Origin of the sequence: Methylobacterium brachiatum (genome assembly GCF_020523825.1) — a bacterium.
Taxonomy (GTDB): Bacteria; Pseudomonadota; Alphaproteobacteria; order Rhizobiales; family Beijerinckiaceae; genus Methylobacterium; species Methylobacterium brachiatum.
In genome coordinates this window covers 366,174-389,967 of record NZ_JAJALK010000005.1, presented here as the reverse complement: position 1 = coordinate 389,967, position 23,794 = coordinate 366,174, and the positions used below count along the sequence as shown (strand labels likewise).

28 protein-coding genes and 1 tRNA gene are annotated in these 23,794 nt (G+C 71.1%); 18 read left to right on the top strand and 11 right to left on the bottom strand.

Features of this window, described 5'->3' with window-relative positions; translation table 11 throughout:
* Positions 1-298: 298 nt before the first annotated feature.
* From LGR69_RS14730 to LGR69_RS14715, 4 genes are all read left to right on the top strand, one after another.
* Positions 299-733, top strand: a complete 435-nt coding sequence (locus tag LGR69_RS14730; protein WP_007567585.1) for a tellurite resistance TerB family protein — start codon at positions 299-301, stop codon at positions 731-733.
* A 209-nt stretch (positions 734-942) separates the two neighbouring features.
* Complete coding sequence (locus tag LGR69_RS14725; protein ID WP_230366462.1) at positions 943-2,220, top strand: DUF898 domain-containing protein; 1,278 nt, start codon at positions 943-945, stop codon at positions 2,218-2,220.
* 10 nt (positions 2,221-2,230) lie between these two features.
* On the top strand, positions 2,231-3,313 hold the full coding sequence (locus LGR69_RS14720; RefSeq protein ID WP_230366461.1) for a M48 family metallopeptidase: 1,083 nt from the start codon (positions 2,231-2,233) through the stop codon (positions 3,311-3,313).
* Positions 3,314-3,438: 125 nt separating this feature from the next.
* Complete coding sequence (locus tag LGR69_RS14715) at positions 3,439-6,708, top strand: efflux RND transporter permease subunit (RefSeq protein ID WP_230366460.1); 3,270 nt, start codon at positions 3,439-3,441, stop codon at positions 6,706-6,708.
* Between the two features lie 204 nt (positions 6,709-6,912).
* Here LGR69_RS14715 and cynS read toward each other — a convergent pair whose 3' ends face one another.
* Entirely contained in the window at positions 6,913-7,401 is a 489-nt protein-coding gene (gene cynS / locus LGR69_RS14710) for a cyanase (RefSeq protein ID WP_007567581.1), read from the bottom strand.
* A gap of 289 nt (positions 7,402-7,690) precedes the next feature.
* Between cynS and LGR69_RS14705 the strand changes: the two genes are divergently transcribed.
* From LGR69_RS14705 to LGR69_RS14690, 4 genes are all read left to right on the top strand, one after another.
* Positions 7,691-9,268: a bifunctional tRNA (adenosine(37)-N6)-threonylcarbamoyltransferase complex ATPase subunit type 1 TsaE/phosphotransferase gene (locus LGR69_RS14705; RefSeq protein ID WP_007567580.1), complete on the top strand. Its 1,578-nt coding sequence runs from the start codon at positions 7,691-7,693 to the stop codon at positions 9,266-9,268.
* Positions 9,269-9,444: 176 nt separating this feature from the next.
* On the top strand, positions 9,445-10,185 hold the full coding sequence (locus tag LGR69_RS14700) for a nucleotidyltransferase family protein (RefSeq protein ID WP_230366459.1): 741 nt from the start codon (positions 9,445-9,447) through the stop codon (positions 10,183-10,185).
* Between the two features lie 102 nt (positions 10,186-10,287).
* A tRNA-Arg gene (locus LGR69_RS14695) sits at positions 10,288-10,364 on the top strand.
* 328 nt (positions 10,365-10,692) lie between these two features.
* On the top strand, positions 10,693-10,851 hold the full coding sequence (locus LGR69_RS14690; RefSeq protein ID WP_163006140.1) for a hypothetical protein: 159 nt from the start codon (positions 10,693-10,695) through the stop codon (positions 10,849-10,851).
* Positions 10,852-10,997: 146 nt separating this feature from the next.
* On the opposite strand, the gene LGR69_RS14685 is transcribed toward LGR69_RS14690, so the two are convergent.
* The 3 genes from LGR69_RS14685 to LGR69_RS14675 all read right to left on the bottom strand — a co-directional run bounded on the left by LGR69_RS14685 (position 10,998) and on the right by LGR69_RS14675 (position 14,178).
* Entirely contained in the window at positions 10,998-11,315 is a 318-nt protein-coding gene (locus LGR69_RS14685) for a hypothetical protein (protein WP_230366458.1), read from the bottom strand.
* Between the two features lie 434 nt (positions 11,316-11,749).
* Positions 11,750-13,126: an NAD(P)H-dependent oxidoreductase gene (locus LGR69_RS14680; RefSeq protein ID WP_230366457.1), complete on the bottom strand. Its 1,377-nt coding sequence runs from the start codon at positions 13,124-13,126 to the stop codon at positions 11,750-11,752.
* A gap of 146 nt (positions 13,127-13,272) precedes the next feature.
* Positions 13,273-14,178 carry a LysR substrate-binding domain-containing protein gene (locus LGR69_RS14675; protein WP_230366456.1) on the bottom strand — a complete coding sequence of 302 codons (906 nt, stop codon included), beginning with the start codon at positions 14,176-14,178 and terminating at the stop codon, positions 13,273-13,275.
* Positions 14,179-14,316: 138 nt separating this feature from the next.
* Here LGR69_RS14675 and LGR69_RS14670 point away from each other — a divergent pair, with 138 nt between their 5' ends.
* From LGR69_RS14670 to LGR69_RS14655, 4 genes are all read left to right on the top strand, one after another.
* A complete protein-coding gene (locus tag LGR69_RS14670) occupies positions 14,317-15,180 on the top strand; it encodes a class II aldolase/adducin family protein (protein ID WP_007567549.1) in 864 nt (287 codons plus the stop codon).
* A gap of 170 nt (positions 15,181-15,350) precedes the next feature.
* Positions 15,351-15,509 carry a hypothetical protein gene (locus LGR69_RS14665; protein ID WP_007567548.1) on the top strand — a complete coding sequence of 53 codons (159 nt, stop codon included), beginning with the start codon at positions 15,351-15,353 and terminating at the stop codon, positions 15,507-15,509.
* Positions 15,510-15,629: 120 nt separating this feature from the next.
* Entirely contained in the window at positions 15,630-15,863 is a 234-nt protein-coding gene (locus LGR69_RS14660; protein ID WP_230366455.1) for a hypothetical protein, read from the top strand.
* Entirely contained in the window at positions 15,863-16,003 is a 141-nt protein-coding gene (locus tag LGR69_RS14655; RefSeq protein ID WP_007567546.1) for a hypothetical protein, read from the top strand. Before LGR69_RS14660 ends, LGR69_RS14655 begins: the two co-directional genes overlap by 1 nt.
* 125 nt (positions 16,004-16,128) lie before the next feature.
* Here LGR69_RS14655 and LGR69_RS14650 read toward each other — a convergent pair whose 3' ends face one another.
* The 6 genes from LGR69_RS14650 to LGR69_RS14625 form a co-directional block, all read right to left on the bottom strand.
* On the bottom strand, positions 16,129-16,365 hold the full coding sequence (locus LGR69_RS14650) for a hypothetical protein (protein ID WP_007567545.1): 237 nt from the start codon (positions 16,363-16,365) through the stop codon (positions 16,129-16,131).
* 139 nt (positions 16,366-16,504) lie between these two features.
* Positions 16,505-16,753: a hypothetical protein gene (locus tag LGR69_RS14645; RefSeq protein ID WP_007567544.1), complete on the bottom strand. Its 249-nt coding sequence runs from the start codon at positions 16,751-16,753 to the stop codon at positions 16,505-16,507.
* 121 nt (positions 16,754-16,874) lie between these two features.
* Positions 16,875-17,837: a transaldolase gene (gene tal, locus LGR69_RS14640; protein WP_230366454.1), complete on the bottom strand. Its 963-nt coding sequence runs from the start codon at positions 17,835-17,837 to the stop codon at positions 16,875-16,877.
* 154 nt (positions 17,838-17,991) lie between these two features.
* A complete protein-coding gene (locus tag LGR69_RS14635) occupies positions 17,992-18,222 on the bottom strand; it encodes a DUF7241 domain-containing protein (RefSeq protein WP_007567542.1) in 231 nt (76 codons plus the stop codon).
* Positions 18,219-18,512: a lipase chaperone gene (locus LGR69_RS14630; RefSeq protein WP_007567539.1), complete on the bottom strand. Its 294-nt coding sequence runs from the start codon at positions 18,510-18,512 to the stop codon at positions 18,219-18,221. The genes LGR69_RS14635 and LGR69_RS14630 overlap by 4 nt, the downstream gene beginning before the upstream one ends.
* 209 nt (positions 18,513-18,721) lie before the next feature.
* Positions 18,722-18,904: a hypothetical protein gene (locus LGR69_RS14625; RefSeq protein ID WP_007567537.1), complete on the bottom strand. Its 183-nt coding sequence runs from the start codon at positions 18,902-18,904 to the stop codon at positions 18,722-18,724.
* A 599-nt stretch (positions 18,905-19,503) separates the two neighbouring features.
* Between LGR69_RS14625 and LGR69_RS14620 the strand changes: the two genes are divergently transcribed.
* The 6 genes from LGR69_RS14620 (at position 19,504) to LGR69_RS14595 (ending at position 23,316) form a co-directional block, all read left to right on the top strand.
* Positions 19,504-19,650: a CsbD family protein gene (locus tag LGR69_RS14620; RefSeq protein ID WP_230366453.1), complete on the top strand. Its 147-nt coding sequence runs from the start codon at positions 19,504-19,506 to the stop codon at positions 19,648-19,650.
* 68 nt (positions 19,651-19,718) lie between these two features.
* Positions 19,719-20,066 carry a CsbD family protein gene (locus LGR69_RS14615; RefSeq protein ID WP_007567528.1) on the top strand — a complete coding sequence of 116 codons (348 nt, stop codon included), beginning with the start codon at positions 19,719-19,721 and terminating at the stop codon, positions 20,064-20,066.
* 46 nt (positions 20,067-20,112) lie between these two features.
* A complete protein-coding gene (locus LGR69_RS14610; protein ID WP_091861078.1) occupies positions 20,113-21,036 on the top strand; it encodes a PhnA-like protein in 924 nt (307 codons plus the stop codon).
* Positions 21,037-21,120: 84 nt separating this feature from the next.
* A complete protein-coding gene (locus LGR69_RS14605; RefSeq protein ID WP_007567512.1) occupies positions 21,121-21,324 on the top strand; it encodes a CsbD family protein in 204 nt (67 codons plus the stop codon).
* 64 nt (positions 21,325-21,388) lie between these two features.
* The gene (locus tag LGR69_RS14600; RefSeq protein WP_007567510.1) at positions 21,389-21,772 is read left to right on the top strand and encodes a CsbD family protein; all 384 of its coding nucleotides are present in this window, start codon (positions 21,389-21,391) and stop codon (positions 21,770-21,772) included.
* A gap of 134 nt (positions 21,773-21,906) precedes the next feature.
* A complete protein-coding gene (locus LGR69_RS14595; RefSeq protein ID WP_007567507.1) occupies positions 21,907-23,316 on the top strand; it encodes a TAXI family TRAP transporter solute-binding subunit in 1,410 nt (469 codons plus the stop codon).
* Between the two features lie 10 nt (positions 23,317-23,326).
* Here LGR69_RS14595 and LGR69_RS14590 read toward each other — a convergent pair whose 3' ends face one another.
* Positions 23,327-23,773 carry a hypothetical protein gene (locus LGR69_RS14590; RefSeq protein ID WP_230366452.1) on the bottom strand — a complete coding sequence of 149 codons (447 nt, stop codon included), beginning with the start codon at positions 23,771-23,773 and terminating at the stop codon, positions 23,327-23,329.
* Positions 23,774-23,794: the final 21 nt, after the last annotated feature.

Below are 23,794 nucleotides of genomic sequence, written 5' to 3'. Positions count from 1 at the left end.
GCCGTCGTCAAACGGTGCGAGGCCTGTGGTCTCGCACCGTCAGTGCGAGCGCAGCGAAGCAACCCAGGGCAGCGCGCGATCCCCGAAGGTAGCGCGTCCCTAGGTTGCTTCGCTGCGCTCGCACTGACGGAGAAGGCGGGACGGCCGCCCTCAACCAGAAACCGGATGCGGCGCCCGCACTGCGCCGGCCTGCGAAACCATAACGCGAGCGCCGACCTTCAGTCCCCGGCGCAAGCGCGGCCGGATCTTGACTCGGCCGCCACAATATCCGCCATCTCCGACCGCACGGGAGGTCGGCATGAGCATTTTCCAGGACGCCATCCTTCGGTTCGGCCGCACGATCATGTCGTATGCGGGCGATGCCGTCTTCCTCCAGGCCGCGGTCTCGGCCGCGGCCAACGTCATCGTGGCCGATGGCGACGTCGCCGAGGAGGAGATCGAATCGGCGATCAGCGGCATCCGCGCCAACCCGATCCTCGAGAAATCCTACGACACGCTGCGGGTCGAGCAGGAGCTCTACGAGGCCATCGCCCGGGCCAAGACCCGCGCCGGCCGCCTGGAGAACCTGCGCCTGGTGGGCGCCATCGTCGAGCGGCCGATCGACCAGCGCCAGGACGTGTTCCTGATCGGCGCCGACGTGGCCGATTTCGGCGGCATCAGCGAGGTCGAGCACAAGGCGCTCGATGAGATCGGCGCGGCGCTGCAGGTCGACAAGTCGGCGCTGCTGCGGTGAGCCGCTTCGGCGGCGGGTCGTCCGGCGGGGTTTGACCCGCCGCAACCTGCGGCCTCCGGCGGATCGACCTTGCGCGCCTGGGCGACAGCTTGGCGCGGGCCGGGCGTTGCTTGAACCGCTCCGCGCGATGCGCAACGCTTCCGGCCGGCCGCGAATCGGCGGCCCGCGTGGGGCGCGGGATGGACGTTCGGAACACGGTTTCGGCTGACATGCCCGAGCGCGGCGGCGAGATCGCCTTCGACAGGTCGCTCGCCGGGCTGACCGGGATCGTCGTGAAGGGGTTCCTGCTGACGCTGGTCACCTTCGGCATCTATCGGTTCTGGTACGCGACGAACCTGCGGCGGTTCTTCTGGAGCCGCACCCTCGTGGACGGCTCGCCCGCCGCCTATACGGGCCATGGCCGCGACCTGTTCCTGGGCTTCCTCGTGGCGATCGTGCTCCTGGCGCCGATCTCCACCGGCCTGTCCGCCCTGTCGCTGCTCCTGCCCGATTCCCCCCTCGTCGCCTCCGGCCTCGGCTTCGGCGTGCTGTTCCTGCTCGGGCAGTTCGCGCTCTATCGCGGGCGGCGTTACCGGGCCACCCGGACCCTGTGGCGCGGCATCCGGCTCGGCCAGGACGGTTCGGGCCTGGCCTACGCGGCTCTGGCCACGGCCGGGTGGCTCCTGGTTCTCGCGACCCTCGGCCTCGCCTTCCCGTTCATGCGCGCGGCCCTCGAGCGCTACCGCATCCGCCACACCCTGGTCGGCACGAGCCGGATGGAATCGGATGCCCGCGGCCTGGCGGTGCTGCGGAGCTGGCTGCTGCTCTGGGCCCTCGTGGCAGTGCCGGTCGTGCTTCTGCTGGCCCTTGGCCTGGCCGAGGATGGGTGCGGGCCGATGCTGGATGCCCCCCTGACTTTGCCGAAGGAGAGGGCCGAAGCGCTGCCCGACTGGGTGCCGACCAGCTGCGACAGCGTCGTCCAGGTCCTCGCGGCCGTGTTCGTGGTTCTGCTCGTTGTGGCGGCCCCGATGGTCCTGGTGCTGTATCCCTATTACCGCGCCCGCGAGACCCGGGCCTTCCTGAGCGCCATCCGGCTGGACGAGGTCCGCCTCGTCTCGCACCTGACGGCGTGGGACCTCTACCGGCCGTACCTGGCCTATATCGTCCAGTGCCTGAAGCTCGGTGTCGTCATCACCCTCGGGGCGGCCGTCCTGGCGGTGCTCGCCACGCTGTTCTTCGGCCAGGCGGTCTCGCAGAACGGGGAGGGCCCGATCTTCGGAATGGCGATCGTCGTGGCCATCTATGCCTGGTACCTGGCCGCCTCGGTGGTCCTGTACGTGCGCGTCCTGAAGGCCGGGCTCTGGCGCGCCGTCGCCGAGACCACGTGGATCTCGGATGCGGCCGCCCTGGGGGCGATCGTCGCCGCTGCCCGCGGCGCCAGCAGCAGCCTGGGCGAGGGCATGGCCGATGCCCTCGACGGGCACGGCATCATCGATATCGGGCTTTGAGGGACCGGGCATGGCGGCGCTCACCGGCGCGGGCCGCTACTTCGACGGCCGCACCGCGCGGCCCGTGCCGGTCTCCCTGCGCCTCGAAGCGGGACGCCTGGCGGTGTCGGGCCCGGACCTCCGGCGCGACTGGAACGGCCTCGACCTGCGGGCCGAGGATGCGCGCCCGCCGCTGATGCGGGTCGGGCCGGCGGACACGCCCGAGCGGGTCGAGTTCTCGGACAAGGCCCTGGCCGCGGCCCTCGAGGCACTCTGCCCGGACCTGCATGTCGGGCCGGCCGGGCAGGGGGGCACCCTGACGGTGGCGCTCTGGTCGATGGCGGCCGGGATCACGCTCCTCGGCCTCGCGGCGTTCGGCGTGCCGGCCCTGGCCGACGCAATCGCGCCGCTGGTGCCCGCGGCGGTGGAGGAGCGCATCGGCGCCCTGGTCGAGGACCAGATCGGGTCTCTGCTCGGCAACCCGCCCGCCTGCGCGGCGCCGGAGGGGCGGGCCGCCCTGGGCCGGCTGGTGACTCGGCTGCGCGGGGACCTGCCGCCGGGCCTGCGCGTGAGCGTGCGCCGCTCCCGCACCGACGCCAATGCCCTGACGCTGCCGGGCGGCCGGGTCATGGTCCTCTCGAAGCTGCTCGATGAGGCGCGCTCGCCGGACGAGTTCGCCGGCGTGCTCGCGCATGAATTCGGCCACGTCGCGGCCCGGGACCCGACCCGGTCCCTGATCCGGAGCTCCGGCATCGCCTACCTGCTCGGCTACCTCGTCGGCGATGTGGCCGGCTCGGCCGTGATCGTCGCGCTGGGGGAGAACGTGCTCTCCGCCGGCTACAGCCGGGAGGCCGAGCGGGCGGCCGACGCCTATGCGGTCGCCGCGGTCACCCGCGCCGGGGGCGACGCGGCCGCCCTCGCGACCATCCTGGAGCGGATCGCCGCGGACCGGGACGAGAGCCTCGCCTTCCTGCGCAGCCACCCGTTCACCCGGGAGCGGGCCGCCGCGATCCGCTCGCGCGCCGCCCCGCCGGCCGCCGACCGGCCGCCGCTCCTCGACGCCCCGTCCTGGGCGGCGCTGCGGGCGATCTGCGCGACCAATCCGCCCGGATAGGCCCGCCCTGCGGCGTCGCGGCCCGTCCCTTGCTCTAGCGGACATGATAGCGAAACAGGCTTGGCGTCCGGTGCGCCGGCACGCGACGCGAAGGGGCTGGCCTGGCGCCGGCCGGCGGAGACCGCATGGGCCTCGTCCTCTACGCTCTCAAGTTCCGGATCACGACCTACGTGCTCGCCGTGCTGATGATGCTCGGCGGCGTCGGCGCGATCGTGGTCATGCCCAAGGACGTGCTGCCGGTCGTCGACATCCCGGTGGTGGTCGTGGTCTGGACCTATACTGGCCTGTCCACGCCGGAGATGGAACAGCGCATCACGACCTATGCCGAGTACGGCATCTCCAACAACGTCAACAACATCCGCCGCATGGAATCGACCACGCTCCAGGGCACGGCGGTCCAGCGCGTCTATTTCGATCCCGCGGTCAGCATCGATCTGGCCATCGCGCAGGTCGTGTCCTCGACGAACTCGATCCGGGCCGCGATGCCGGCCGGCACCCAGCCGCCGATCATCGTGCGCTACTCGGCCTCCTCGGTCCCGGTGATCCAGCTGGCCCTGACCTCGGCCAAGGACGGGCTGAACCAGGTCTACGACTACGCGCAGTACCGGATCCGTCAGACGCTCGCGCAGGTGCCGGGCTCGACCCTGCCGTCGCCGTTCGGCGGGGCGCCGCGCCAGATCATGGTCGATCTCGACCTCAACGCCCTCCAGGCGCTCGGCCTGACGCCGCTCGACGTCACCAACGCCATGACGGCCCAGAACCTCACGGTGCCGTCGGGCCTCGCCAAGATCGGCGAGCAGCAATACCCGATCCAGCTCAACGCCACGCCGCCCTCGATCGAGACCCTCAACCTCGCGCCGATCAAGGTCGTGGCCGGCCAGCCGGTGCTGATGCGCGACGTCGCCTATGTCCGCGACGGCGGGCCGCCGCAGATCAACGTGGTCCGGGCCGATGGCGGCCAGGCCGTGCTGATGCAGGTGATCAAGAACGGCACCGCCTCGACCCTCAACGTCGTCAACAACGTCAAGGCGGCGATGCCGACGATCCGGGCCGCCGCCCCCGAGGGGCTGACGATCAAGCCGCTGTTCGACCAGTCGGTCTTCGTCTCGAACGCCATCGAGGGCGTGCTGCACGAGGCCGCCATCGCGGCGGCGCTCACGGGGCTGGCGATCCTGCTGTTCCTGGGCTCGTGGCGCTCGACCCTGATCGTGCTGATCTCGATCCCGCTCTGCGTGATGACCTCCCTGGCCGTGCTGGCCGCGCTGGGCGAGACCATCAACGTCATGACCCTGGGCGGCCTGGCGCTCGCGGTCGGCATCCTGGTGGACGACGCCACGGTGGCGATCGAGAACACCTACCGGTTGTTCGAGGAGGGCGAGGAGTTCCGCGAGAGCGTGGTCCACGGCGCCGCCGGCATCGCCAAGCCGGCTCTGATCTCGACCCTGTCGATCTGCGCGGCCTTCACGGCGGTGTTCGCGCTCACCGACACGCCGAAATACCTGTTCACCCCGCAGGCGCTCGCGGTCGTGTTCGCGATGCTGACCTCCTACCTGCTGTCGCGCACCCTGGTGCCGCTCATGATCGACGTGATCGTGGCGCCGGAATACGCCCAGAAGCACGCCAAGGACCGGGGCGAGCGCGCCCCGCCCCGCCAGGGCCGCATCGCCCGGGCGTTCGGCCTCGTCTCCGCGCCGGCGTTCCGCCTCGCCGGGCGCGCCCACGGGGCGTTCGAGCGCGGCTTCACCCGGTTCCACCGGGGCTATGTCGGGCTGCTCCACGCGGTGCTGGCCCGCCGGATCGCCACCCTGGCGGTGGTCGGCTGCGTCTTCGGGATGACCGGCGTGCTGTTCGTCTTCGTCGGGGAGGATTACTTCCCCGAGATCGAGGCGAGCCAGATGACCCTGCACCTGCGCACCCGCACGGGCATGCGCATCGAGACCACCCAGCAGGTCTTCGCCGAGGTCGAGGACACCGTCCGGGAGGTGATCCCGCCGGGCGAGATCGAGCAGATCCTCGACAATATCGGCCTGCCCTCGACCAACTACAACTTCGCCTTCTCGGACGGCTCGTTCGTCTCCTACAACGACGGCCAGATGCTGATCAGCCTCAAGGAGGGCCATGGCTCGGTGGCGCTCTACAAGAAGCGCCTGCGCGCGGTGCTGATGAAGCGCTTCCCCGACCTGATCGCCTATTTCCAGCCCGCCGACATGATCACCCAGATCCTGAATTTCGGCGTCATCACGCCGATCGACGTGCAGGTCTCCGGCCGGCACAAGGAGAAGGACCTGGAGGTCGCCCAGCGCATCGTCCAGCGGCTCAAGCACACCAAGGGCCTGGTCGACGTCCACCTGCAGCAGATCGTCAACGCGCCGCAATTCTACGTCGACGTCGACCGGCGCCTGGCCTCCGAGCTCGGGCTCACCGAGCAGCAGGTGGCGCAGAACATGAACATCTCGCTGTCGGGCAGCTACCAGGTGACGCCGAATTTCTGGCCCGACCCCAAGACCGGCATCCCCTACCAGCTCTGGGTGCAGACGCCGGAATACCGCAACGCCTCGCTCACCGACCTGCGCAACACGCCGATGTTCGTGCGCGCGGCCGCCACCGCCGGTACCGGCCCCGGCGTGCTGACCCTGCTCTCGAGCCTGGCCGAGCTGCGCCGGGTGCCGACCCAGACGGTGATCAACCACGTCAACATCCAGCCGACCTTCGACATCTTCGCCTCGGTCCAGGACCGAGACCTCGGCTCGGTCGCCCGCGACATCGACGCGATCGTCCAGGACGAGCAGAAGAACCTGCAGGCGCCCGACAAGATCACGGTGCGCGGCCAGATCGAGAACATGCGCTCGGCCTTCTTCCGCCTGGAGATTGGGCTCGGGATCGCGCTGATCGCCGTCTACCTGCTGATGGCGGTGAACTACCAGAGCTGGGGCGACCCGTTCGTGGTGATCGCCGCGCTTCCGATGGCGTTCTGCGGCATCACCTTCGCGCTGTTCATCACCGGGACCGCCTTCTCGATTCCGTCGATCTTCGGGGCGATCATGTCTGTGGGCATCGCCTCGGCGAACTCGATCCTGCTCGTCACCTTCGCCAAGGAGCACCGGGAGGCCACCGGCTGCAGCGCCCTGGAGGCGGCGATCACCGCCGGCGAGACCCGCCTGCGGCCGGTGCTGATGACCGCCTCGGCGATGTTCTTCGGCCTGATCCCGATGGCGCTGGGCACCGGCGAGGGCGGCGAGCAGAACGCCGCGCTGGCCCGCGCCGTGATGGGCGGCATCGCCTTCGCCACCCCGGCGACCCTGCTGCTGGTGCCGTTCCTCTACGTCCTGCTGCGCAGCGGCCCCGCGCAGCCGGTGCAGGATTATCTGGAGGCGGAGGGCCGGGCGGCGGCGTGAGGGCGATGTCCCACCCGCGCCCTCATCCTGAGGCGGGGGCGGAGCGCGCCTCGAAGGGGCCCTCGAGCGGGCTGCGCGCTGCCTGGAGGCCTCCGTGGGCTTCGTCGCCTCGCGATGAGCAGAGCGTTCGGAATGTCCGTCGTGTCGGCTGGCGCCTCCCCGTCTCCGCGACCGCGATGACGGGGAGGCGCCGGGGCGTCGCCCCTACCCCTCCTTGAAGCCGTATTCCGGCGTGTCGTCGTCGTTGCCGTAATACTTGTACGGCAGGAACTTGCCCGACATGGTCAGCTTCACCCGGTCGCCCTTGTTGTTGGCCTCCCGGGCCATCTCCATGTTGAAGTCGATCGCCGACATGATGCCGTCGCCGAATTCCTCCTGGATCAGCTCCTTGAAAGTCGTGCCGTAGACCATCACCAGCTCGTAGAACCGGTAGATCAGCGGGTCGGTGGGCGGCATCGCCGGGATCGAGCCGCGATAGGGCGCCTCGTTGAGCATCCGCTCCTCGGCCACCGTCAAGCCGAACAGCTCCGCCGCCCGCCGCGCCTGCGCCTTGGGCAGCTTCATCTGGCCCATGCAGGCCGCGGTGATCAGGAACGGCGACAGGCCGCCGATCGCCTCGTGGATATGGGCCCAGCTCCAGCCCTTCTCGCGTTTGATGTCGAGCAGCTTCTCGGTCAGGTCGGCGCGCTTCATGCGGGGCTCCGTGTGGGGATCAGGCGGGTTGGGGAAGGGCCGCGGGCGGAACGCGGCCTGCGGCCTCGGCTGGGCCGAAACGCGCGGGATCCGCGCCGAAGCAAGGGATACGCCAGCCAATTCCTCGCGGCGATGGCCGAGGATGGCCGAGCGCGGCCAACCGGCGGTTGACGCTTCGAAGCGTGGTTTCGATGCACCGGAGGGGCGGGAAGCGCGCCGCCGGGGCCGGAAACGCTTGCATCCGCGGCCCGTTTTAAGACCATGCGCCCTCGGGTCTCGGAGGCGGGCTTTGGACGGGGACGATCGGGACGAACAGACGGCGGGCGCATCCGCGCCGCCGGCACCCTGGGAATTCGTGCTGCCGGAGGAGACGGCCACGGAGGATCTCGGCCTGTTTCTGTCCGAATTCCTGCTCCCGGGCGACGTCGTGGCGCTCTCGGGCGGCCTCGGCGGCGGCAAGACCACCCTGGCGCGGGCGGTGATCCGCGAGCTCGCCGGCGATCCGCGCCTCGAGGTGCCAAGCCCGACCTTCACGCTGATCCAGCCCTACACGGCCCGCGACGGCCGGGCGATCGTCCACGCCGACCTCTACCGCCTGCGCGACCCCGACGAATTGGTGGAGCTCGGCTTCGAGGAGATGGCCGAGGACGCGATCACCTTGGTTGAGTGGCCGGACCGGATGCCGCCCCGCGACGGCCCGGTACTCACGATCGACCTGTCCCTGCGGGCGGAGTTCGGCGCCGAGGCGCGCCTCGCCCGGATCGACGGCACCGGCGGCATGCGCGCCCGGCTCGACCGGGCCCGGGCGGTGCGCCGCCTGCTCGAGCGCAGCGGCTGGGACATCGCCGAGCGCATCCTGATGCAGGGCGACGCCTCGTCCCGCGCCTACGAGCGCCTGACCAAGCCCGACGGCACCAGCGCCGTGCTGATGATCGCCCCGCCCCGGCCCGACGGCCCGGCGGTCCGCGACGGAAAACCCTACAGCGCCATCGTGCACCTGGCCGAGAGCGTCCACGCCTTCGTGGCCCTCGACCGCGGCCTGCGGGCGCTGGGCTTCTCGGCCCCCAGGATCTACGGCGAAGACCTGCCCGAGGGCCTGCTGATCCTCGAGGATCTGGGCAGCGAGCCCGTGGTCGAGGGCGGCGCGCCCCGGCCCGAGCGCTACACCGAGGCGGTGCGCCTCCTCGCCAAGCTCCACGCCACGCCTCTGCCGGCGGTGCTGCCGGTGGCGGACGGCATCGAGCACGTCCTGCCGACCTACGATGAGGCGGCTCTGCTGTTCGAGGCGGAGCTGATGCCCGAATGGTACGCGCCGGCGATCCGGAACGTCACCCTGTCGGCGGACACCCGGGCCGAGTTCGTGGCCCTGTGGCGCGCGGCCCTGCAGAACGCGATCCCCGACCGTGCCACCTGGACCCTGCGTGACTACCACTCGCCGAACCTGATCTGGCTGCCCGAGCGCGACGGGCTGGAGCGGGTCGGGCTGATCGATTTCCAGGACGCCGTGATGGGCCACCCGGCCTACGACGTCGCCTCGCTGCTGCAGGATGCCCGGGTCGATACCAGCGCGGAGTTCGAGCTGCGGCTGCTCGGCCTCTACGCCCGCGAGCGCCGGAGCCGGGACCCGGCCTTCGATGTCGGCGCCTTCGCCACCGCCTACGCCCTGCTGGCCGCCCAGCGGGCCACCAAGATCTTAGGGATCTTCGCCCGGCTCGACCGGCGCGACGGCAAGCCCGGCTATCTCGCCCACCTGCCGCGGATCGAGGGCTATCTCGCCCGCAACCTCGCCCATCCGGCGCTGGCCGAGCTGCGGGCCTGGCACGCGGCGCATCTGCCGGGCCTCGTCGCTTCCGACTCAGAGTCCTAGGACTCATGTCTATCGACATCGAGTCACGCGCGAAAGAAGCGGGATCCCAAAGGGCCCGGGGCCCTTTGGCAGGGTTCGGGACGCCGTCCCGAGGTTCGCAGGGCTCCGCCCTGCACCCGCAAAAGGTCCCAGACCTTTTGAAACCATGATCATCAACGCCTGATCCGGATCCCCGCATGAGCGAGCCCGCCCCCGCCGTCACCCATGCGTTCGTGCTGGCCGCGGGCCTGGGCAAGCGCATGCGGCCGGTGACCGCCACGGTGCCGAAACCCTTGGTGGAGGTGGCCGGCAAGGCGCTCCTCGACCACGCCCTCGACCGGGCCGCCGAGGCCGGGATCGAGACCGCCATTGTCAACGTCCACTACCTGCCCGACCTGATCGAGGGGCATCTCGCCCGCCGGACGGGCGGGCCCGCCATCCAGGTCTCGGACGAGCGCGCCGCGCTGCTCGAGACCGGCGGCGGCATCCGCAAGGCGCTGCCGCTGCTCGGCGACGCGCCCTTCGTGGTGCTGAACTCGGATTCGTTCTGGCTCGAAGGCCCGGCCCCCAATCTCCGCCGGCTGATCGACGCCTGGGACCCGGCGCGCATGGACGCCCTGCTGCTGGTGGCGCCCACCGCCACCAGCCTCGGCTACGACGGCGCGGGGGATTTCGTGATGGACGCGGACGGCCGCCTGGAGCGCCGCGGCGAGCGCGAGGTCGCCCCGTTCATCTATGCGGGCGTGGCGATCCTGCAGCCCGGCCTGTTCGCCGACACGCCGGAGGGCGCCTTCTCGCTCAACCTGCTGTTCGACCGGGCGATCGCGGCCGGGCGCCTCTCCGGCATGCGCCTCGACGGCCAGTGGCTCCATGTCGGCACCCCGGACGCGATCCGCGCCGCCGAGGAGCGCGTGCAGGCGAGCGCCCGGGCCCCGTGAAGCCGGTCGTTTCGGGCGCGGCACAATCGGTCTTGCCAAGCCCGATCCGACCCTCTAGAAGCCCCTTCACACCGGCGGGCCAAGCCCCCGCCGCCGTGACAGGCGCCCGTAGCTCAGCTGGATAGAGCACCAGACTACGAATCTGGGGGTCAGAGGTTCGAATCCTTTCGGGCGCGCCATCACTCAGCGATCATCTTAAAAATCTGCCGAATGCACCGGGGTAACGCTGTGGGTAACAGCGAAACCGCCTGGCGACGGCTGCCGCCCGCACAAGATGCGTGACGGGCCGCGAACCAGTGATCCCCACCCTGTCACGGTAGCGTGCTTGCAGGCGCCTCCTGGCATCTGCATGCGCTCGCGGGGGGAGCGGAATTCGAACCTGCAACCAGACCGTTATGAGCAGTCGGCTCGCACCGTCCGATGATGGACTGGCACAGCCGGTATGGATGGACAGCGGGCCCACGCCGCCTACCATCGGAAGTTGCGACCCCGGCCATGGAGCTCAGAATGAACCCCGACGAGGAGGTCCAATGGCTGCGGCTGCGTATCCTCGCGCTGGAAGCGAAGGCCTCCGAGGCGGAACGCCAGATCCGCAAGTTAGGCTGGGGAATGCTGTTTCTGCTGGCCGTCGCCTGCGCGGACTTCATCCGCATCTTCGTCGGATAGGCGACTCCTCGACTTCGACCGGCATTGCCAACCGTCAGGCGCATAGCGTGCCCTCCGCCAGCTTCATCACCGCGATGGCGAGCGCCACCGACATATCGTCGAGGTCGGCGTAGCCGTTGATCGACCCTCTCACCTGTTCCTCGGCCTCAGGGAGCGGGTCGAGCCTCGCGCGGCATCCAGCCTTGGCGGAGGATGTCCGGCAGCCGCGAAACGGTAGTGCCCGCCACGCGCGCGCGGATCGCCCCCGCGGCCTGGACCAGGCCTCTGTTGCAGCCCATGCCGTCCGCGTCGCACGCGACGTGGCGTAGGGCATCGATGCGATCGTGCCTGGCGATCAGCCGGACCGGTTCGGGCGAGGCCGTCGAACGCTCGGCGGTGCGTAGCGCTGGCGACGGCCGGCACGGATGCCAGCGCGGGGCCCCGAGGATGGCGCCGAGCGCGGCGTGGCGGGTCGAGGCAGCCATCAGGCCCTCTTCCCGACCTTGCACAACGCTTCCGGGCGGTGCGCGTCGAGGCGCTTAGCCATGGCTGACAGCACCTTGCTGGTGAGCCAGATGTCTTCTGGATCCATGGGATCTGAGGCCGTGGCCATGCGGTTGAGCACGCTGGCCCGGAGAGCCAAGGGCCGAACGATCCTTCCATGCCATCGACTAAGTGGAATGCAGGATGATGGCTCATGCCGCCCGCCCGACATGGAATCTGGGGGGCCAGAGGTTCGAGTCCTTTCGGGCGCGCCATTCTCACATGGAACTCAGTGGATGCCGGGGCATGGCCCTGTCCCGCCGACGGCGATCAGCCAACCTTCGGATCGAGCACGGTGCCCGACCGAGACGTCACCGAGAGCCTCTGTCCTTCTGAAACGCCCGGCCGGACGCGAACGGCCGGGCGCATCCGCCGCTCAGGCGACCCGTTGCGCGGCTGAGCCCAGGCCGAGCTCGGCGCGGAACAGGGCTTCCATCTCGCGGCGGACGCGGATCGCCGGGTGATTGGCATCGTAGGTCACGTCGCTCCAGCGTACCGCCCGCCCGGCGGGGACATCGTGGGTCAGGACCAGGTTGTGCGCGAGCCCGATCGGCAGGGCGTCCTGCGCGAGGGAATCGGTCGTCGGCATCAGCTTGCCGTAGACCGTGAAGCCGCCCTCGCCGTCGAGGCGCTCGCCGGCCTTCAGGGGGCGCTTGGCGGTGGCGGCCACGTCGCCGCGCCAGGCGCCGGTGGCGCCCGTGGCCTCGCCGCGGACCGCGATGGAGGCGACCGAGATCCCGAGCTCGAGGCCGATCAGGTGGTAGGGCTTGTAGGTGGCGGCGTAGCGGCCGCTGGCGTCGGTCTTGAGCCCGTATTGCGCGAAGCAGTCCTGCACGTAGCGGCTCGGCGCCGCGAACACCGCGAAGACGCCCCAGCGCAGGTCGCGGAACACCGGGCGCCCGTCCCGCTCCAGGGAGGACACCACCTCGACGGTGCCGCGCTCGGTGAGGATGCCGCCATCCGCCACCGGCCGCAGGAGCGTGGGCAGGTCGTCGACGCCGCAGGCCGGGAAGGCCAGGCCGTCGCGCGGCGGGGTCAGGTCGCAGGCATTGGCCACCGCGGCCATCTCCAGGGCCGACTTGGTGCCGTCCAGGAAGGAGTTGAACATCTGCGGGTTGAAATCGCCGCCCGCGACCTGCTCGGCGCTGAAGCCGTAATGCCCCCAGACCGTGTCGGGGGTGGAGGCATGATAGGCCGGCAGGTACTTCGTGCCCTTGCCGGCGCAGACCACCTCCAGGCCGATGGTGCGCGCCCAGTCGACCAACTCGGCGATGAGCGCCGGCTGGTCGCCGGAGGCCATGGAGTAGATCACCCCGGCCTCCGCGGCGCGGCGGGCCAGGAGCGGGCCGGCCAGCACGTCGGCCTCGACGTTGACCATGATGATGTGCTTGGCGTGCGCGCAGGCCTTGAGGGCGTGGTGGATGCCGGCGGCGGGGCTGCCGGTGGCGTCGATCACGATGTCCACGAACGGGCTGGCGATCAGGGCGTCGGCATCGTCGGTGACGCAGGTCGCGCCGGTCCGGGCGGCCTCCTCCGGGGTCGGGGCCGCGAAGCGGGCCTCGTCCCAGCCCACCCGGCGCAGCGCCTGGCGGGCCCGGTCGGGCGAGAGGTCGGCCAGGGCGGTGAGGTGGATGCCCGGCGTGCGGGGCGCCTGCGACAGGTACATGGAGCCGAACTTGCCGGCGCCGATCAGCCCGACGCGGACGGGGCGGCCCTCGCTGGCGCGGCGCTGCAGCTTGGCGAACATCGACATGGCGCTCTCCCGGCGGTGTCCCACGGTCGGTCGAGCCTTCGGGCCCGTACCCGCCGCGTTGCATCCTCGTGCGAGCCTGGCATTATCATGCATTGCCGTGCGCGCCCATGCGAGGGCGCAGGCGCGCGGCCCCGGACGGGCGGCGCCTATCCCCCGGCGCGGCTCTCCTGCTCCCGCTCCAGAAGCCATCGGCGGAAGGCGCGGATCTTCTCCAGGTCCCGGTCGCGTTCGCGGTAGCAGATGAAGTGCAGGTCCCGGTACAGGCTCTCGAGCCGGCCGTCGCCGAGCCGCACGAGCTGGCCGGTGCGGAGTTCGTCCTGCGCGAACCGCAGGCTCTCCAGCGCGACGCCGAGGCCCTGGACCGCCGCCGCGATCACCAGGGAGCCGCGATCGAAGGCCGGCCCGGAGGCCGCGGCCGGGGCGGAGAACGCGTTGCGGGCGAACCAGTCCGGCCAGCGCACGGGGCTGAACGAGGAATCCAGCCGGGGGAAGCGCTGGGCCGTGGCGGGCTCGATCGGCCCGAGGGAGCGGGCCAGCTCCGGCGCGCACAGGGCCGCGATCTCCTCCAGGCCCAGGGCCTCGACCGTCAGCCCCGGGCCGCGCGGCGGCCGGCCATAGGCGATGAGGATGTCGATCTCCGCGTGCCGGCCGAGGTCGATCGGGTCGGCGTTGCTGGACAGCCGGATGCCGATATCGGGATGCGCCTCCACGAAATCATGCAGCCGGGGGCCGAGCCACTTGGCGGCGAAGCTCGGGGTGCAATGCACGGCCAGCGCCGAGGGCGGCGGCGGGCTCAATTCGGCGCAGGCTGCCTCGATCGCGTCGAAGGCCTGCGCGAGGCCCGCGCTGAGGCGCTCGCCGTCGGCGGTGAGCGTCGCCTGCCGATTGGCGCGCCGGAACAGGGCGCGCCCGAGGTTGCGCTCCAGCGCACGGATCTGATGGCTCACCGCCGAGGGCGTCAGGTGCAGCTCCTCGCTCGCCCGGGCGAAGCTGCCGAGGCGCGCGGCCGCCTCGAAGGCCCGCAGGGCGGGGAAGCTCGGGATCCGGCGCATCGGGCGATCCGTGAATGAAATTCACGAAAACGGTGAAAACTCGTCGTTTGTCAATGTCGGGGCCCGGCACGATAGTGCCTGTCAGACCGCGAAGACGGCCGAGGACGGCCTTCGCCCCGCCCGATGAGAGGACCCGTCATGCTCGACGACCAGGCCCACGGCAGCGACATCGCCATCGACCTGCCCAACGACAGCGCCGGCCGCAGGCGCACCTCGATCTACCAGCCCGAGCAGGCGGGCCTGATCTTCCCGGAGATGCCGGAATTCGCCAGCCACGCCGAGGCGCGGGAATACCGCAAGCAGCACCTCGTGGCGGCCTGCCGGGCCTTCGCGCTCCACGGCTTCGATTACGGCTTCGCCGGGCACCTCACGATCCGCGATCCGGAGCGTCCGGAGCTGTACTGGACCAACCCGATGTGCGTGCACTTCTCGCAGGTGCGGATGTCGAACCTGATCCTGGCCGACCACAAGGGCGACGTGGTCGAGGGGCGCTACGCGATCAACCGCGCGGGCTTCGTGCTGCACGCGGCGGTGCACGACGAGTATCCCGACGTCATGGCGATGTGCCACGCGCACACGACCTACGGCACCGCCTGGTGCGCCACCGGCCGGCCGCTCGACATGATCAGCCAGGACGCGGCCGCCTTCTACGACAGCCACGCGGTGATCGGCGCCTCGGCCGGGGCGGTCGCGGTCGAGAAGGCGAGCGGCCTCTCGGTGGCCCAGCAGATCGGCCGCAACCGCGGCGTGCTGCACCAGAACCACGGCCTGCTGACCTGCAGCCGCCACAGCATCGACGACGCGGCGTTCTGGTTCATCGCCCTGGAGCGGGCCTGCCAGCAGCAGCTCTTGGTCGAGGCGACCGGCATCAAGCCGCAGCTCCTGTCGGAGAAGACCGCCCGCTACAGCCGCGAGCATGTCGGCAGCGATTACATCGGCTGGCTGCACTTCCAGACGCTCTACAGCCACATCGCCGCGACGCAGCCCGACATGTTCCAGTAACGCCGGCGCGGTCCGGCCGCGAACGCGTCCCGATTCTTCGAAGGGCCGGCCGCCACGCCGGCCCTTCCGCTGTCGGCGGCCGATTTGCCTGTCGACAACCCGGAATCCCGGAAACCTTCCGGCTGTCGCGATCGTCGTCCCCGCGTCGCCAGGGCGACGCGGAGGCCGTCATGATGGGATTGGGCGTGTTCTGTGTGGTGGCCGGCGCCGGCCTAGCCGCCGCCTCCCTGTGGGCGCCCCGGCACCGGGCCCTCCTCGAAGGGATGGGCGGATGCCTGTTCCTGGCCGGGCTGGGCTGCGCCGGCGCGGACCTGGCGCTGGCGTCCTGATCCGGGCGCCGGGCGGGCGCGATACAGGGGCGTTTGGGCCGGTGGGGTTGCCAAGCTTGACCATATAGGCCAGCCTGTACGTAAGTAATGCGTCCCGATTGGAACTGCCTAGGAGTGCCAATGCTGGTCAATCACGAGCGCCGCCTGCTCAATAAAGCCGCCGGGTCCGACAACTATCGGATCTCCATTCAGCGGAATCCGGACGCATCCTGGCCCGGTGATCACAGCAGACTCACGGCTCTCGAGAGTATTGGCCATCTGGAGCGGGTCGGGGTCAGCGACGGCTTCGCCACCTGGCAGATCACCGCCACCGGGCTGACCCAGCTTCAGGCGCTCGTTGGGGGAGCCGCCTGATGGCCTCGATCAAGATCCGCGCGACCGATGACGGCACCTTCGTGGTCTATCGCAACGGCGCGGCGGTCGCCTCCGGGCTGACCCGCGACCAGGCCGAGCGCTGCGCGTCGATCCTGGGCTGGATCGCGCCGCATTCCTGAGCGGGGCGCCGGTAAGGAACCGTTAACCCTGCCGGCCTAGCCTGGTCGGACCAGCCGATCGCTGGCCTTCCACGCCCATCCGATCTCGCCCCTCAACACGGATGGGCGTGGAAGCCGAATTCCGGTCAGAGCGCGCGCGCGTAGCCGGGGCGCAGGTCGATCGCCTGGGCGGTGGCCTGAGAGAGCCGCACCTCGGTCAGCGTGACCTCGGCCCCGTCCTTCACGGCTTCCTTGACGATCTGGACCCCGCTGTCGGGATCGTCCGCGATGACCGCGTAGAACACCGTCAGCAGGTTCTCCGGGGCGTCCTCGTCCCGGCGCGCGACCTTCACGATGAAGGCGGTTTGGTTCGGCTCGATCATGGTAGGCGTTCAGTTCCGTCCTGGGCCGCGCTGAGGGCGGCCGCCGCCGACCGCGATACCGCGTCGGCGAGAGAAAATGGATCCCGACAAGGATTTGCCGCCCCGGCCGGTCGACCCGGCGCCGGACGGCACGGGACCGTCAGGCCGCGGTCAGGCGCTTGGTGTTGAACGCCACGTGCTCGCGGTAGCGGGCGATCACCGTCTCGGGCGAGCCACCCAGCATGAGCGTGGTCATGGCCTCGCCGGCGGCGTGCATCTTCTCGGTCACCATGGATTGCGCCTCGGCCAGCCCCTCGCTGCCGCCCCAGGCGAGCCGGACCAGGCGCAGTTCGATCACCCGCTGGGCCTCGATCGCCAGCATCATCGACGAGAAGAAGGGATTGTACACGGCTCACTCCGAACCGCGGCAGATGCGGCGGGGATGAAACGCGGCGCTCGCCCGGAATGATCCACCGGCCGCACGCGGGTCCGGCCCGCGTTTCGGGCCGGACCCGCGTACCGGGGGCGACTCACCCGCGGGCGAGGCGGTCGCGGATGAGCGCGTGGAGCGCGCACAGGTCGCTGCCGAACTGCCGGATGCCCTCGGCGAGCTTCTCCGTGGCCATCGCGCTCTCGTTCATCTCCCAGCGGAACGAGAACTCGTCGGTGGCCGGCACCTCGGGCGCCTCGCCGTAGGAGTCGGGCGACAGGGCGCGGGGGAGGTGGCCCTCCGTCGCGGCGAGCTCCTCCAGGAGCTTGGGCGAGATGGTCAGGCGGTCGCAGCCGGCCAGCGCCTGGATCTGGCCGATGTTGCGGAACGAGGCGCCCATCACGACGGTATTGATCCCGCGCGCCTTGTAGGCGGCGTAGATCGCCCGCACCGACTGGACGCCCGGATCCTCGGCGCCCGTGTAGGTCTTGCCCTCGGCCTTGGCGTACCAATCGGTGATCCGCCCGACGAAGGGCGAGATCAGGAACACGCCGGCATCCGCGCAGGCCATGGCCTGGACCAGGGAGAACAGCAGCGTCAGGTTGCAGTCGACGCCCTCGCGCTGCAGCACGCGGGCCGCCTGGATGCCCTCCCAGGTGGAGGCGATCTTGATCAGCACCCGGTCGCGCGAAATGCCGCGCTCGTCGTAGGCGCGGATGATCGCCCGGGCCTTCTCCACCGTCCGGTCGGTGTTGAACGACAGGTTGGCGTCGACCTCGGTGGAGACCCGGCCGGGCACGAGCTTGGTCAGCTCGGCGCCCACCGATACGGCGAGCCGGTCGGCCACCGCCTGGACGATGTCCTCGGTCTCGCCGCCCTGCTTCTTGCCCCAGGCCACGGCCTCGTCGACGATCGGGGCGAGCCCTTCCATGCCGGCCGCCTTCAGCAGCAGCGAGGGATTGGTGGTGCAATCGACCGGCTTGAGCTTCTCGATGGCGCCGATGTCACCGGTATCGGCAACCACCACGGTCATGGTGCGGAGTTGATCGAGCAGCGATGTCATAGCGTACCTCGTGGATTGGCGCCCGGCCGACAAGGCCGCCGCACCCGTGCGCCCGGAGATATAAGACGCGCCCCGGAGCGCTTCGACGCCCGGTGGTCCAGCCGAATCGCCCGGCGAGCGCGCCCGGGCGGATCCGTACCACGGCGGGGCCGGATCAGCCGACCGAGCGCCAGTCCCGGAGGGAGAGGGACCAGGCCTGGGCCTCGTTATAGGCCACGGCCACCCGGCCGTGACTGAGGATCTTGGCGAGCATGACCCGGTCGCCCAGCGCAGTGATCTGGATCACCGTCGGGCCGTAGCCGGCATCGCCGACCAGGCAGGTTCCGACCTGCCAGCCCTGCTCGCGGCAGATCTCCGCCGCGCAGCGGTGATCGTGCCGGGTCACGGATTGGCGCTGCGGGCGGCCGGCTGCGGATAGGCCGGGTTGCCCCCCGGGACCGCGCTGCTGTTGGACGGCGAGGTCGCGCCGCCCGTGCCGCTCTCGCTGCCGGTGACCTGCTTGCGCGAGGCCGCCTGGCTCTGGCTGGCGTAATCCGGGGGCGAGCTCGCGCCCTGCCACATCATCAGCCCGGCGAGCGCGGCGACCATGAGCCCGACGCTGGCGACCAGCACGTAGAGCGCCGGCCGGCCACGCTTGCCCTGCCGGCCGTCCTGACCGGAGAGTTGTTCTGCCATCTTGGAACCTCGTTGACCCGCCGTTGCGGGGTCTGGAACGCTCGCCGCCGACGGGGATGCCGGTTCGGCACCGGCAGGCGCGGGGAATCGAAGGCTTGGAGCCGGGTCCGGTCGCAACGCGACCGGTTCGGGGGAGGAACAGGCCGCCGGACGGATAGGTCCGCCCCTGTGGCCTTATGCATCGGCTCGGCGGTGCGGAGGGGCGAAGCTCAGGCGGTGAAGACCAGCAGCAGGGCGCCGAGGCTGCCGAGCGCGGTGACGCTGATGCCGCTCACGAAGGCGACGTCCCAGCCGGCGAACTTGTTCGTGACCGGCGCGAACCGGTAGGCGGAATGCGTCACCAGCGCGCCGAGCACCGCGAGTGCCAGCGCGACCGACATCAGAATTGTCATGGGGTTTGATCCTTGCCCGTCAGTGGCGGGACTGACCGACCCTCCGCGGATACGTGCAACGGGTCAGCACGCGCAAATATCCGCCCGGCGCAAAACTGTTGCGTGTCGCTGGCTGTCGAACGCGCGCATCGGCCGAGGCCCGCCCGGCCCTGTGATTCCCGCCCGCCATCGGCCGCCGCCACGATTGCGCCCGCGCGGGCGAAGGCGGATCCCGGGCGCCGATACCACCGCTTCAAAACGGCGAAGACTACTTCTGGTCGATAACAACCGCCCCGATGGTGCAGGCATACCAGTAAAAATAACGTAGGTCAGGGAACCGGCTTGTGCGCAACCCGTTTTTGCCCCGCTGCCGACGCGGCGGTGCAAGCGCCAGGGGGCGAACGCGAAAGAACAGGCCGTCCGGCGCCAGCGTCCAGTGCCGAACCGTACAAATATCGGAGAGGCTTGCCGGCCGATCTGCCGCAGATCACACAGTCGTGATCGGATAAATCATCCGGCAATTATAGTCCTTTCGTACCATTGATTGCGCGAGCGCGGCGCACATCTGATGGCTGATCCAGGGTCTTCTCAGGAACGGCGAGGTGCCCGTGATCGAGCGCGTGAAAAGACCGTCCGCCGAGCGCCTCAAGGCGTCGGTCAAGGAGGCCATCGGCAAGCTCACCGGGGACGCCCGGGTCGAGGCCGAGGGCCGGCGGCAGAAACAGGCGGCCCGGCCCCCCAAGCCGGCCAAACCCCGCACCGACTGACCCCGGTCTCAAGCCGGCGGCCCGTCCGGGCACCATCCCCATCGAACACACACCCCACGGAGAACGACATGGTCGACATCGACAGGATCACGGGCGCCGCCAAGGACCTCGGCGGCAAGGTGCAGGGCGCCGTCGGCGACCTCACCGGCTCGCGGAGCGACTCGGTCGAGGGCCGCTTCCGCGAGGCCAGCGGGCAGGCCGAGAACCTCTACGGCCAGGCCAAGGACACGGTCCGGCACGCGGCCGACGAGGCTGCCGACTACGCCGAGGACGCCTATGAGCGCGGCGGCCATTACCTGCGCCGGGGCACCCGCGAGGTGAGCCATCAGGTCGCCGAGTACCCGCTCGCCTCCCTGCTCGTTGCCGGCCTCGTCGGCTTCGGCCTCGGCCTCCTGGTCAGCGCGAACCGCGACTGATCCCGGCTTCCACTTCCACAGACGACCGACGACCCGGAGCAAGAGCGTGACCACCATCCAAACCACCGCGTCCCCCCTGGCCGCAGGCGCGTCCGCCGACACGCGGGCGATCCTGCTCAACCAGGTTTCCTGGGGGGCGATCTTCGCCGGTGCCGCCACCGCCCTGGTCACCCAGGTGATCCTGAACCTGGTCGGCGCCGGCGTGGGCCTGGCCTCCTTCGGGCCCAATGCCGCCGACAACCCGGCCGCCTCGACGGCCTCCATGGGCGCCGGGATCTGGTTCGTCGCTTCGGGCATCGTCGCCTCGCTGGTGGGCGGCGCCATCGCCGGGCGCCTGTCCGGCAAGCCGCTGCCGGGGACGGCCGGCCTGCACGGCCTCGTGTCCTGGGCGGTGACCACCCTGGTGGTGCTCTACCTGCTGACCTCCGCGGTCGGCGGCCTCATCGGCGGCGCCTTCAGCGGCGTGACCGCCACCCTGGGCGGGGCCGGATCGCTCGTCGGCGGCACCGTGCAGACGGCCGCCCAGGCCGCCGCGCCGTCGCTCGCCAAGATCACGAACCCGCTCGACGGGATCGAGAGCACGGTCCGCCAGCAGGCCGCCGGCCAGGACCCGCAGGCCGCCCGCGACGCCGCCGTGGCGGCCGTGAAGGCCCTGTTCACCGGTGACCCGGCCCAGAAGCAGCAGGCCGAGAGCCGCGCCGCGGACGCGCTGGCCAAGGCGCAGAACATCCCGGTCGAGCAGGCTCGCCAGCAGGTCCAGGACTACGAGAAGCAGTACGACCAGGCGGTCGCCACCGCCAAGCAGAAGGCCGAGGCCGCCGCCGTCGCCACCAAGTCGGCCGCGACCCAGGGCGCCTTCTACGCCGCCCTGGCGCTGGTCCTCGGCGCGCTCGCCGCCTTCCTGGGCGGCCGCTTCGGCGCCCCCAAGCCCGTCACCCTGCTCGGCGCCTACGAGACCCGCCGCGCCTGATCCCGATCGGTCCCCGCCCGCCGGCGGGGACCCCTCTCGACCGGCACAAGCCGGCCATTCCGCCACCCCGAAGGAGATGTTTCGATGAGCAGCACCACCGACAAGATCAAGGGCCTGGCCAACGAGGCCGTGGGCAACGTCAAGCAGGCCGCCGGCAACGTCACCGGCAACGACAAGCTCGTGGCCGAGGGCAAGGCGCAGGAGCTCAAGGGCGAGGCGCAGAAGACCGTGGGCGACGTCAAGGACGGCGCCAAGAACCTGGCCGACAAGGTCACCGGCCGGAACTGATTCCGTTCGGCGGGGCCGGCAGGACCGGTCCCGCCCCGACCAACCCCACACCCAGGAGAGCAGCATGAACCGCGACCAGATCCGGGGCGCGTCCCGCCACGTGAAGGGCCGGGCCCAGACCACCCTCGGCGGCCTCACCGGCGATCCGGGCCGGCAGGTCCGCGGCGCCGTGAACCAGGTGGCCGGCGGCGCACAATACGTCTACGGGCGCGCCCGGGACCGCGCAGAGGATCTCGCCGAGGACGGCCGCCACCTGGCTCACGCCGCTTCCGAGCGCGCCGACCACCTGATCGACGACGGCCGCCGCTACGCCCGCGAGGCCCGCCGCCGGGGCGAGACCTACGGCCGTCAGGCGGTCCGCTACGCCGACACCAACCGCACCAGCACCCTGCTCGGCATCGCCGCCCTGGCCTTCGCGGCCGGCTGGCTCACCCGCCGCAGCCACTGATCACGCGCGTGACGCGGGGACGTGGATATCGGGTTTCCGAAACCATCCAGCGGTAAGCTAGTACCGGCGCCCGACGATCGCCCGGCCTCTGCGAGGGGCCGGGCGGGTTCCGGCGCGGGTGGGGGAGAGGGCCGATGAGGCGATTCGGCAAGCTTCTCCTGCGTCCGGAGATCGTCTTCCTGATCCTCGCCATCGGGCTCGGGCTCGCCGCCGCCGGGGCCTACTGGGCCTCGCGCGCCACGGTCCTGACGGTGGCGGTCGCCCCGCGCGACGGCACCGAGCCGGCGGTGATCCAGGCCTATGCCGACGCCCTGGCGAAGCGGCACAAGGAGATCCGGCTCAAGATCCTGCCCTTCGACGACGTGCGCGACAGCGCCGAGGCACTCCGCGACGGCCGGGCCGACCTGGCCGTGGTCCGCCCCGACGTGGCGCTGCCGGATAACGGCCTGACCCTCGCCATCCTGCGCGACCAGGCCATGATCATCGCCTCGCCCGAGGCCTCGGAGATCACCCGCTTCCCCGATCTCGACCGCAAGCGCCTCGCCATCCTGGCCCACCGGGACGCCGACGAGACGCTGATCCGGTCGATGCTGGCCCATTACGGCCTGACGCTCGCGAGCCAGGACAAGGGCGGCCCGCTGCCGCCCCGGCAGGTCGCCCTCGTGGAGGTCGCCGAGGCCGACCTCACCGCCGCGCTGACCCGCAAGGAGGTCGATGCCGTGGTCTCGGTGATCGCGCCCACCGCCCCGACGGCGCAGCGCATCGTCGAGAGCGTGCAGGCGGCGAGCCGCAGCCGGAAGGTCGCCTTCGTCGACGTTGAGAATGCCGACGCCATCGTCGCCCGGATGCCGCGCCTCCAGATGGTGAGCATGCCGGCCGAGACCTTCGGGGGCAGCCCCAAGGTGCCGGAGGAGGACGTGCACACGGTGGGCGCCTCCTACCGGCTGATGGCGCGCGCCAGCCTGTCCCGCTCGGTGGCGGCGGACGTGACCCAGCACCTGTTCGAGCTGCGCAGCGGCCTGGCGAACGTCACCGCCGCCGCCGACTACGTCCAGGCCCCGGCCTACGAGAGCACGTCCGGCGCCACCAGCGCCCGGCTGCCGATCCATCCCGGCGCGGTCGATTATTTCGAGCGCGAGCAGCAGAGCTTCGTCGAGCGCTACGAGACCTGGATCTACCTCGTCGCCTTCCTGGGCGGCGGCATCGGCTCGGCCTTCGCCTGGGTCGGGCAGCGCTTGTCCCGCCTGCGGCGCGAGCGGATCGAGGAGGCGACCGACCGGCTCCTGGCGATCCGACAGGAGGCGCAGGATTCCCCCGATCCCACACGCCTGGTGACGCTCGCCCGCGAGATCGACGACCTCGCCGGCGACATCGCCCGGCACGCCCTGGAGCGCCCGACCGAGGGCCGGACCCTGTCGGCGGCGGCCATCGCCATCGACGCCGCCCGCTCCACGATCAAGCGCGCGATCGCGGTCGGCCGGCACGGCGACGACGCCCCGGCTCTGGCCGGCCAGACCGTCACGGCCGGGCCCGAGCTCTCCTGACCGGCGCCCCTCAGGGCACCTTCCGGCGGGCCTGGGCGGCGGCCCATTCCCGGTCGCGCTCGGCCTGGGCGGCGCGCTGCTCGGCGGCGTAGGCCTCCTGCTCGGCCCGCTCCCGCTTCCGCTTGAGCTCGGCCGAGGCGGCGGCCCGCTTCTTCCAGGCCTCCGTCTCGGCCTTCTGGCGCCGCAGCTCCTCGACGGTGATCGGCTTCACCGGCTCCTTCGGCTGCGCCCAGGCGAAGGGCCGCCGCGGGGAGGGCGGCGGCCGGCGCGGCGGCTCCGGTTCCGCCGCAGAGAACCGCGGATTGCGCAGGGACGCGGCGGCTTCCGTCAGCGACAGGCCGGCGCCGGCCGCGATGCGCTCGGCGGCGGCCCGCGCCGCTTCCCGCTCGCCCGCGGTGGCGCCCCGATTCGCCAGGGCGAGGCACTTCTCGAAGCGGTCGCGCTCGGCCGGCGTCATGGCGGGTTCCGGATCGGCAGA

Coding starts and splice junctions, on each gene's coding strand:
- LGR69_RS14670 (WP_007567549.1), top strand. CDS start 14,317: ATGCTCGACGACCAGGCCCACGGCAGCGACATCGCCATCGACCTGCCC.
- LGR69_RS14720 (WP_230366461.1), top strand. CDS start 2,231: ATGGCGGCGCTCACCGGCGCGGGCCGCTACTTCGACGGCCGCACCGCG.
- LGR69_RS14655 (WP_007567546.1), top strand. CDS start 15,863: ATGGCCTCGATCAAGATCCGCGCGACCGATGACGGCACCTTCGTGGTC.
- LGR69_RS14605 (WP_007567512.1), top strand. CDS start 21,121: ATGAGCAGCACCACCGACAAGATCAAGGGCCTGGCCAACGAGGCCGTG.
- LGR69_RS14675 (WP_230366456.1), bottom strand. CDS start 14,178: ATGCGCCGGATCCCGAGCTTCCCCGCCCTGCGGGCCTTCGAGGCGGCC.
- LGR69_RS14590 (WP_230366452.1), bottom strand. CDS start 23,773: ATGACGCCGGCCGAGCGCGACCGCTTCGAGAAGTGCCTCGCCCTGGCG.
- LGR69_RS14700 (WP_230366459.1), top strand. CDS start 9,445: ATGAGCGAGCCCGCCCCCGCCGTCACCCATGCGTTCGTGCTGGCCGCG.
- LGR69_RS14595 (WP_007567507.1), top strand. CDS start 21,907: ATGAGGCGATTCGGCAAGCTTCTCCTGCGTCCGGAGATCGTCTTCCTG.
- LGR69_RS14625 (WP_007567537.1), bottom strand. CDS start 18,904: ATGACAATTCTGATGTCGGTCGCGCTGGCACTCGCGGTGCTCGGCGCG.
- LGR69_RS14680 (WP_230366457.1), bottom strand. CDS start 13,126: ATGTCGATGTTCGCCAAGCTGCAGCGCCGCGCCAGCGAGGGCCGCCCC.
- LGR69_RS14660 (WP_230366455.1), top strand. CDS start 15,630: ATGCTGGTCAATCACGAGCGCCGCCTGCTCAATAAAGCCGCCGGGTCC.
- cynS (WP_007567581.1), bottom strand. CDS start 7,401: ATGAAGCGCGCCGACCTGACCGAGAAGCTGCTCGACATCAAACGCGAG.
- LGR69_RS14715 (WP_230366460.1), top strand. CDS start 3,439: ATGGGCCTCGTCCTCTACGCTCTCAAGTTCCGGATCACGACCTACGTG.
- LGR69_RS14725 (WP_230366462.1), top strand. CDS start 943: ATGCCCGAGCGCGGCGGCGAGATCGCCTTCGACAGGTCGCTCGCCGGG.
- LGR69_RS14630 (WP_007567539.1), bottom strand. CDS start 18,512: ATGGCAGAACAACTCTCCGGTCAGGACGGCCGGCAGGGCAAGCGTGGC.
- LGR69_RS14665 (WP_007567548.1), top strand. CDS start 15,351: ATGATGGGATTGGGCGTGTTCTGTGTGGTGGCCGGCGCCGGCCTAGCC.
- LGR69_RS14730 (WP_007567585.1), top strand. CDS start 299: ATGAGCATTTTCCAGGACGCCATCCTTCGGTTCGGCCGCACGATCATG.
- tal (WP_230366454.1), bottom strand. CDS start 17,837: ATGACATCGCTGCTCGATCAACTCCGCACCATGACCGTGGTGGTTGCC.
- LGR69_RS14685 (WP_230366458.1), bottom strand. CDS start 11,315: ATGGCTGCCTCGACCCGCCACGCCGCGCTCGGCGCCATCCTCGGGGCC.
- LGR69_RS14690 (WP_163006140.1), top strand. CDS start 10,693: ATGAACCCCGACGAGGAGGTCCAATGGCTGCGGCTGCGTATCCTCGCG.
- LGR69_RS14600 (WP_007567510.1), top strand. CDS start 21,389: ATGAACCGCGACCAGATCCGGGGCGCGTCCCGCCACGTGAAGGGCCGG.
- LGR69_RS14615 (WP_007567528.1), top strand. CDS start 19,719: ATGGTCGACATCGACAGGATCACGGGCGCCGCCAAGGACCTCGGCGGC.
- LGR69_RS14650 (WP_007567545.1), bottom strand. CDS start 16,365: ATGATCGAGCCGAACCAAACCGCCTTCATCGTGAAGGTCGCGCGCCGG.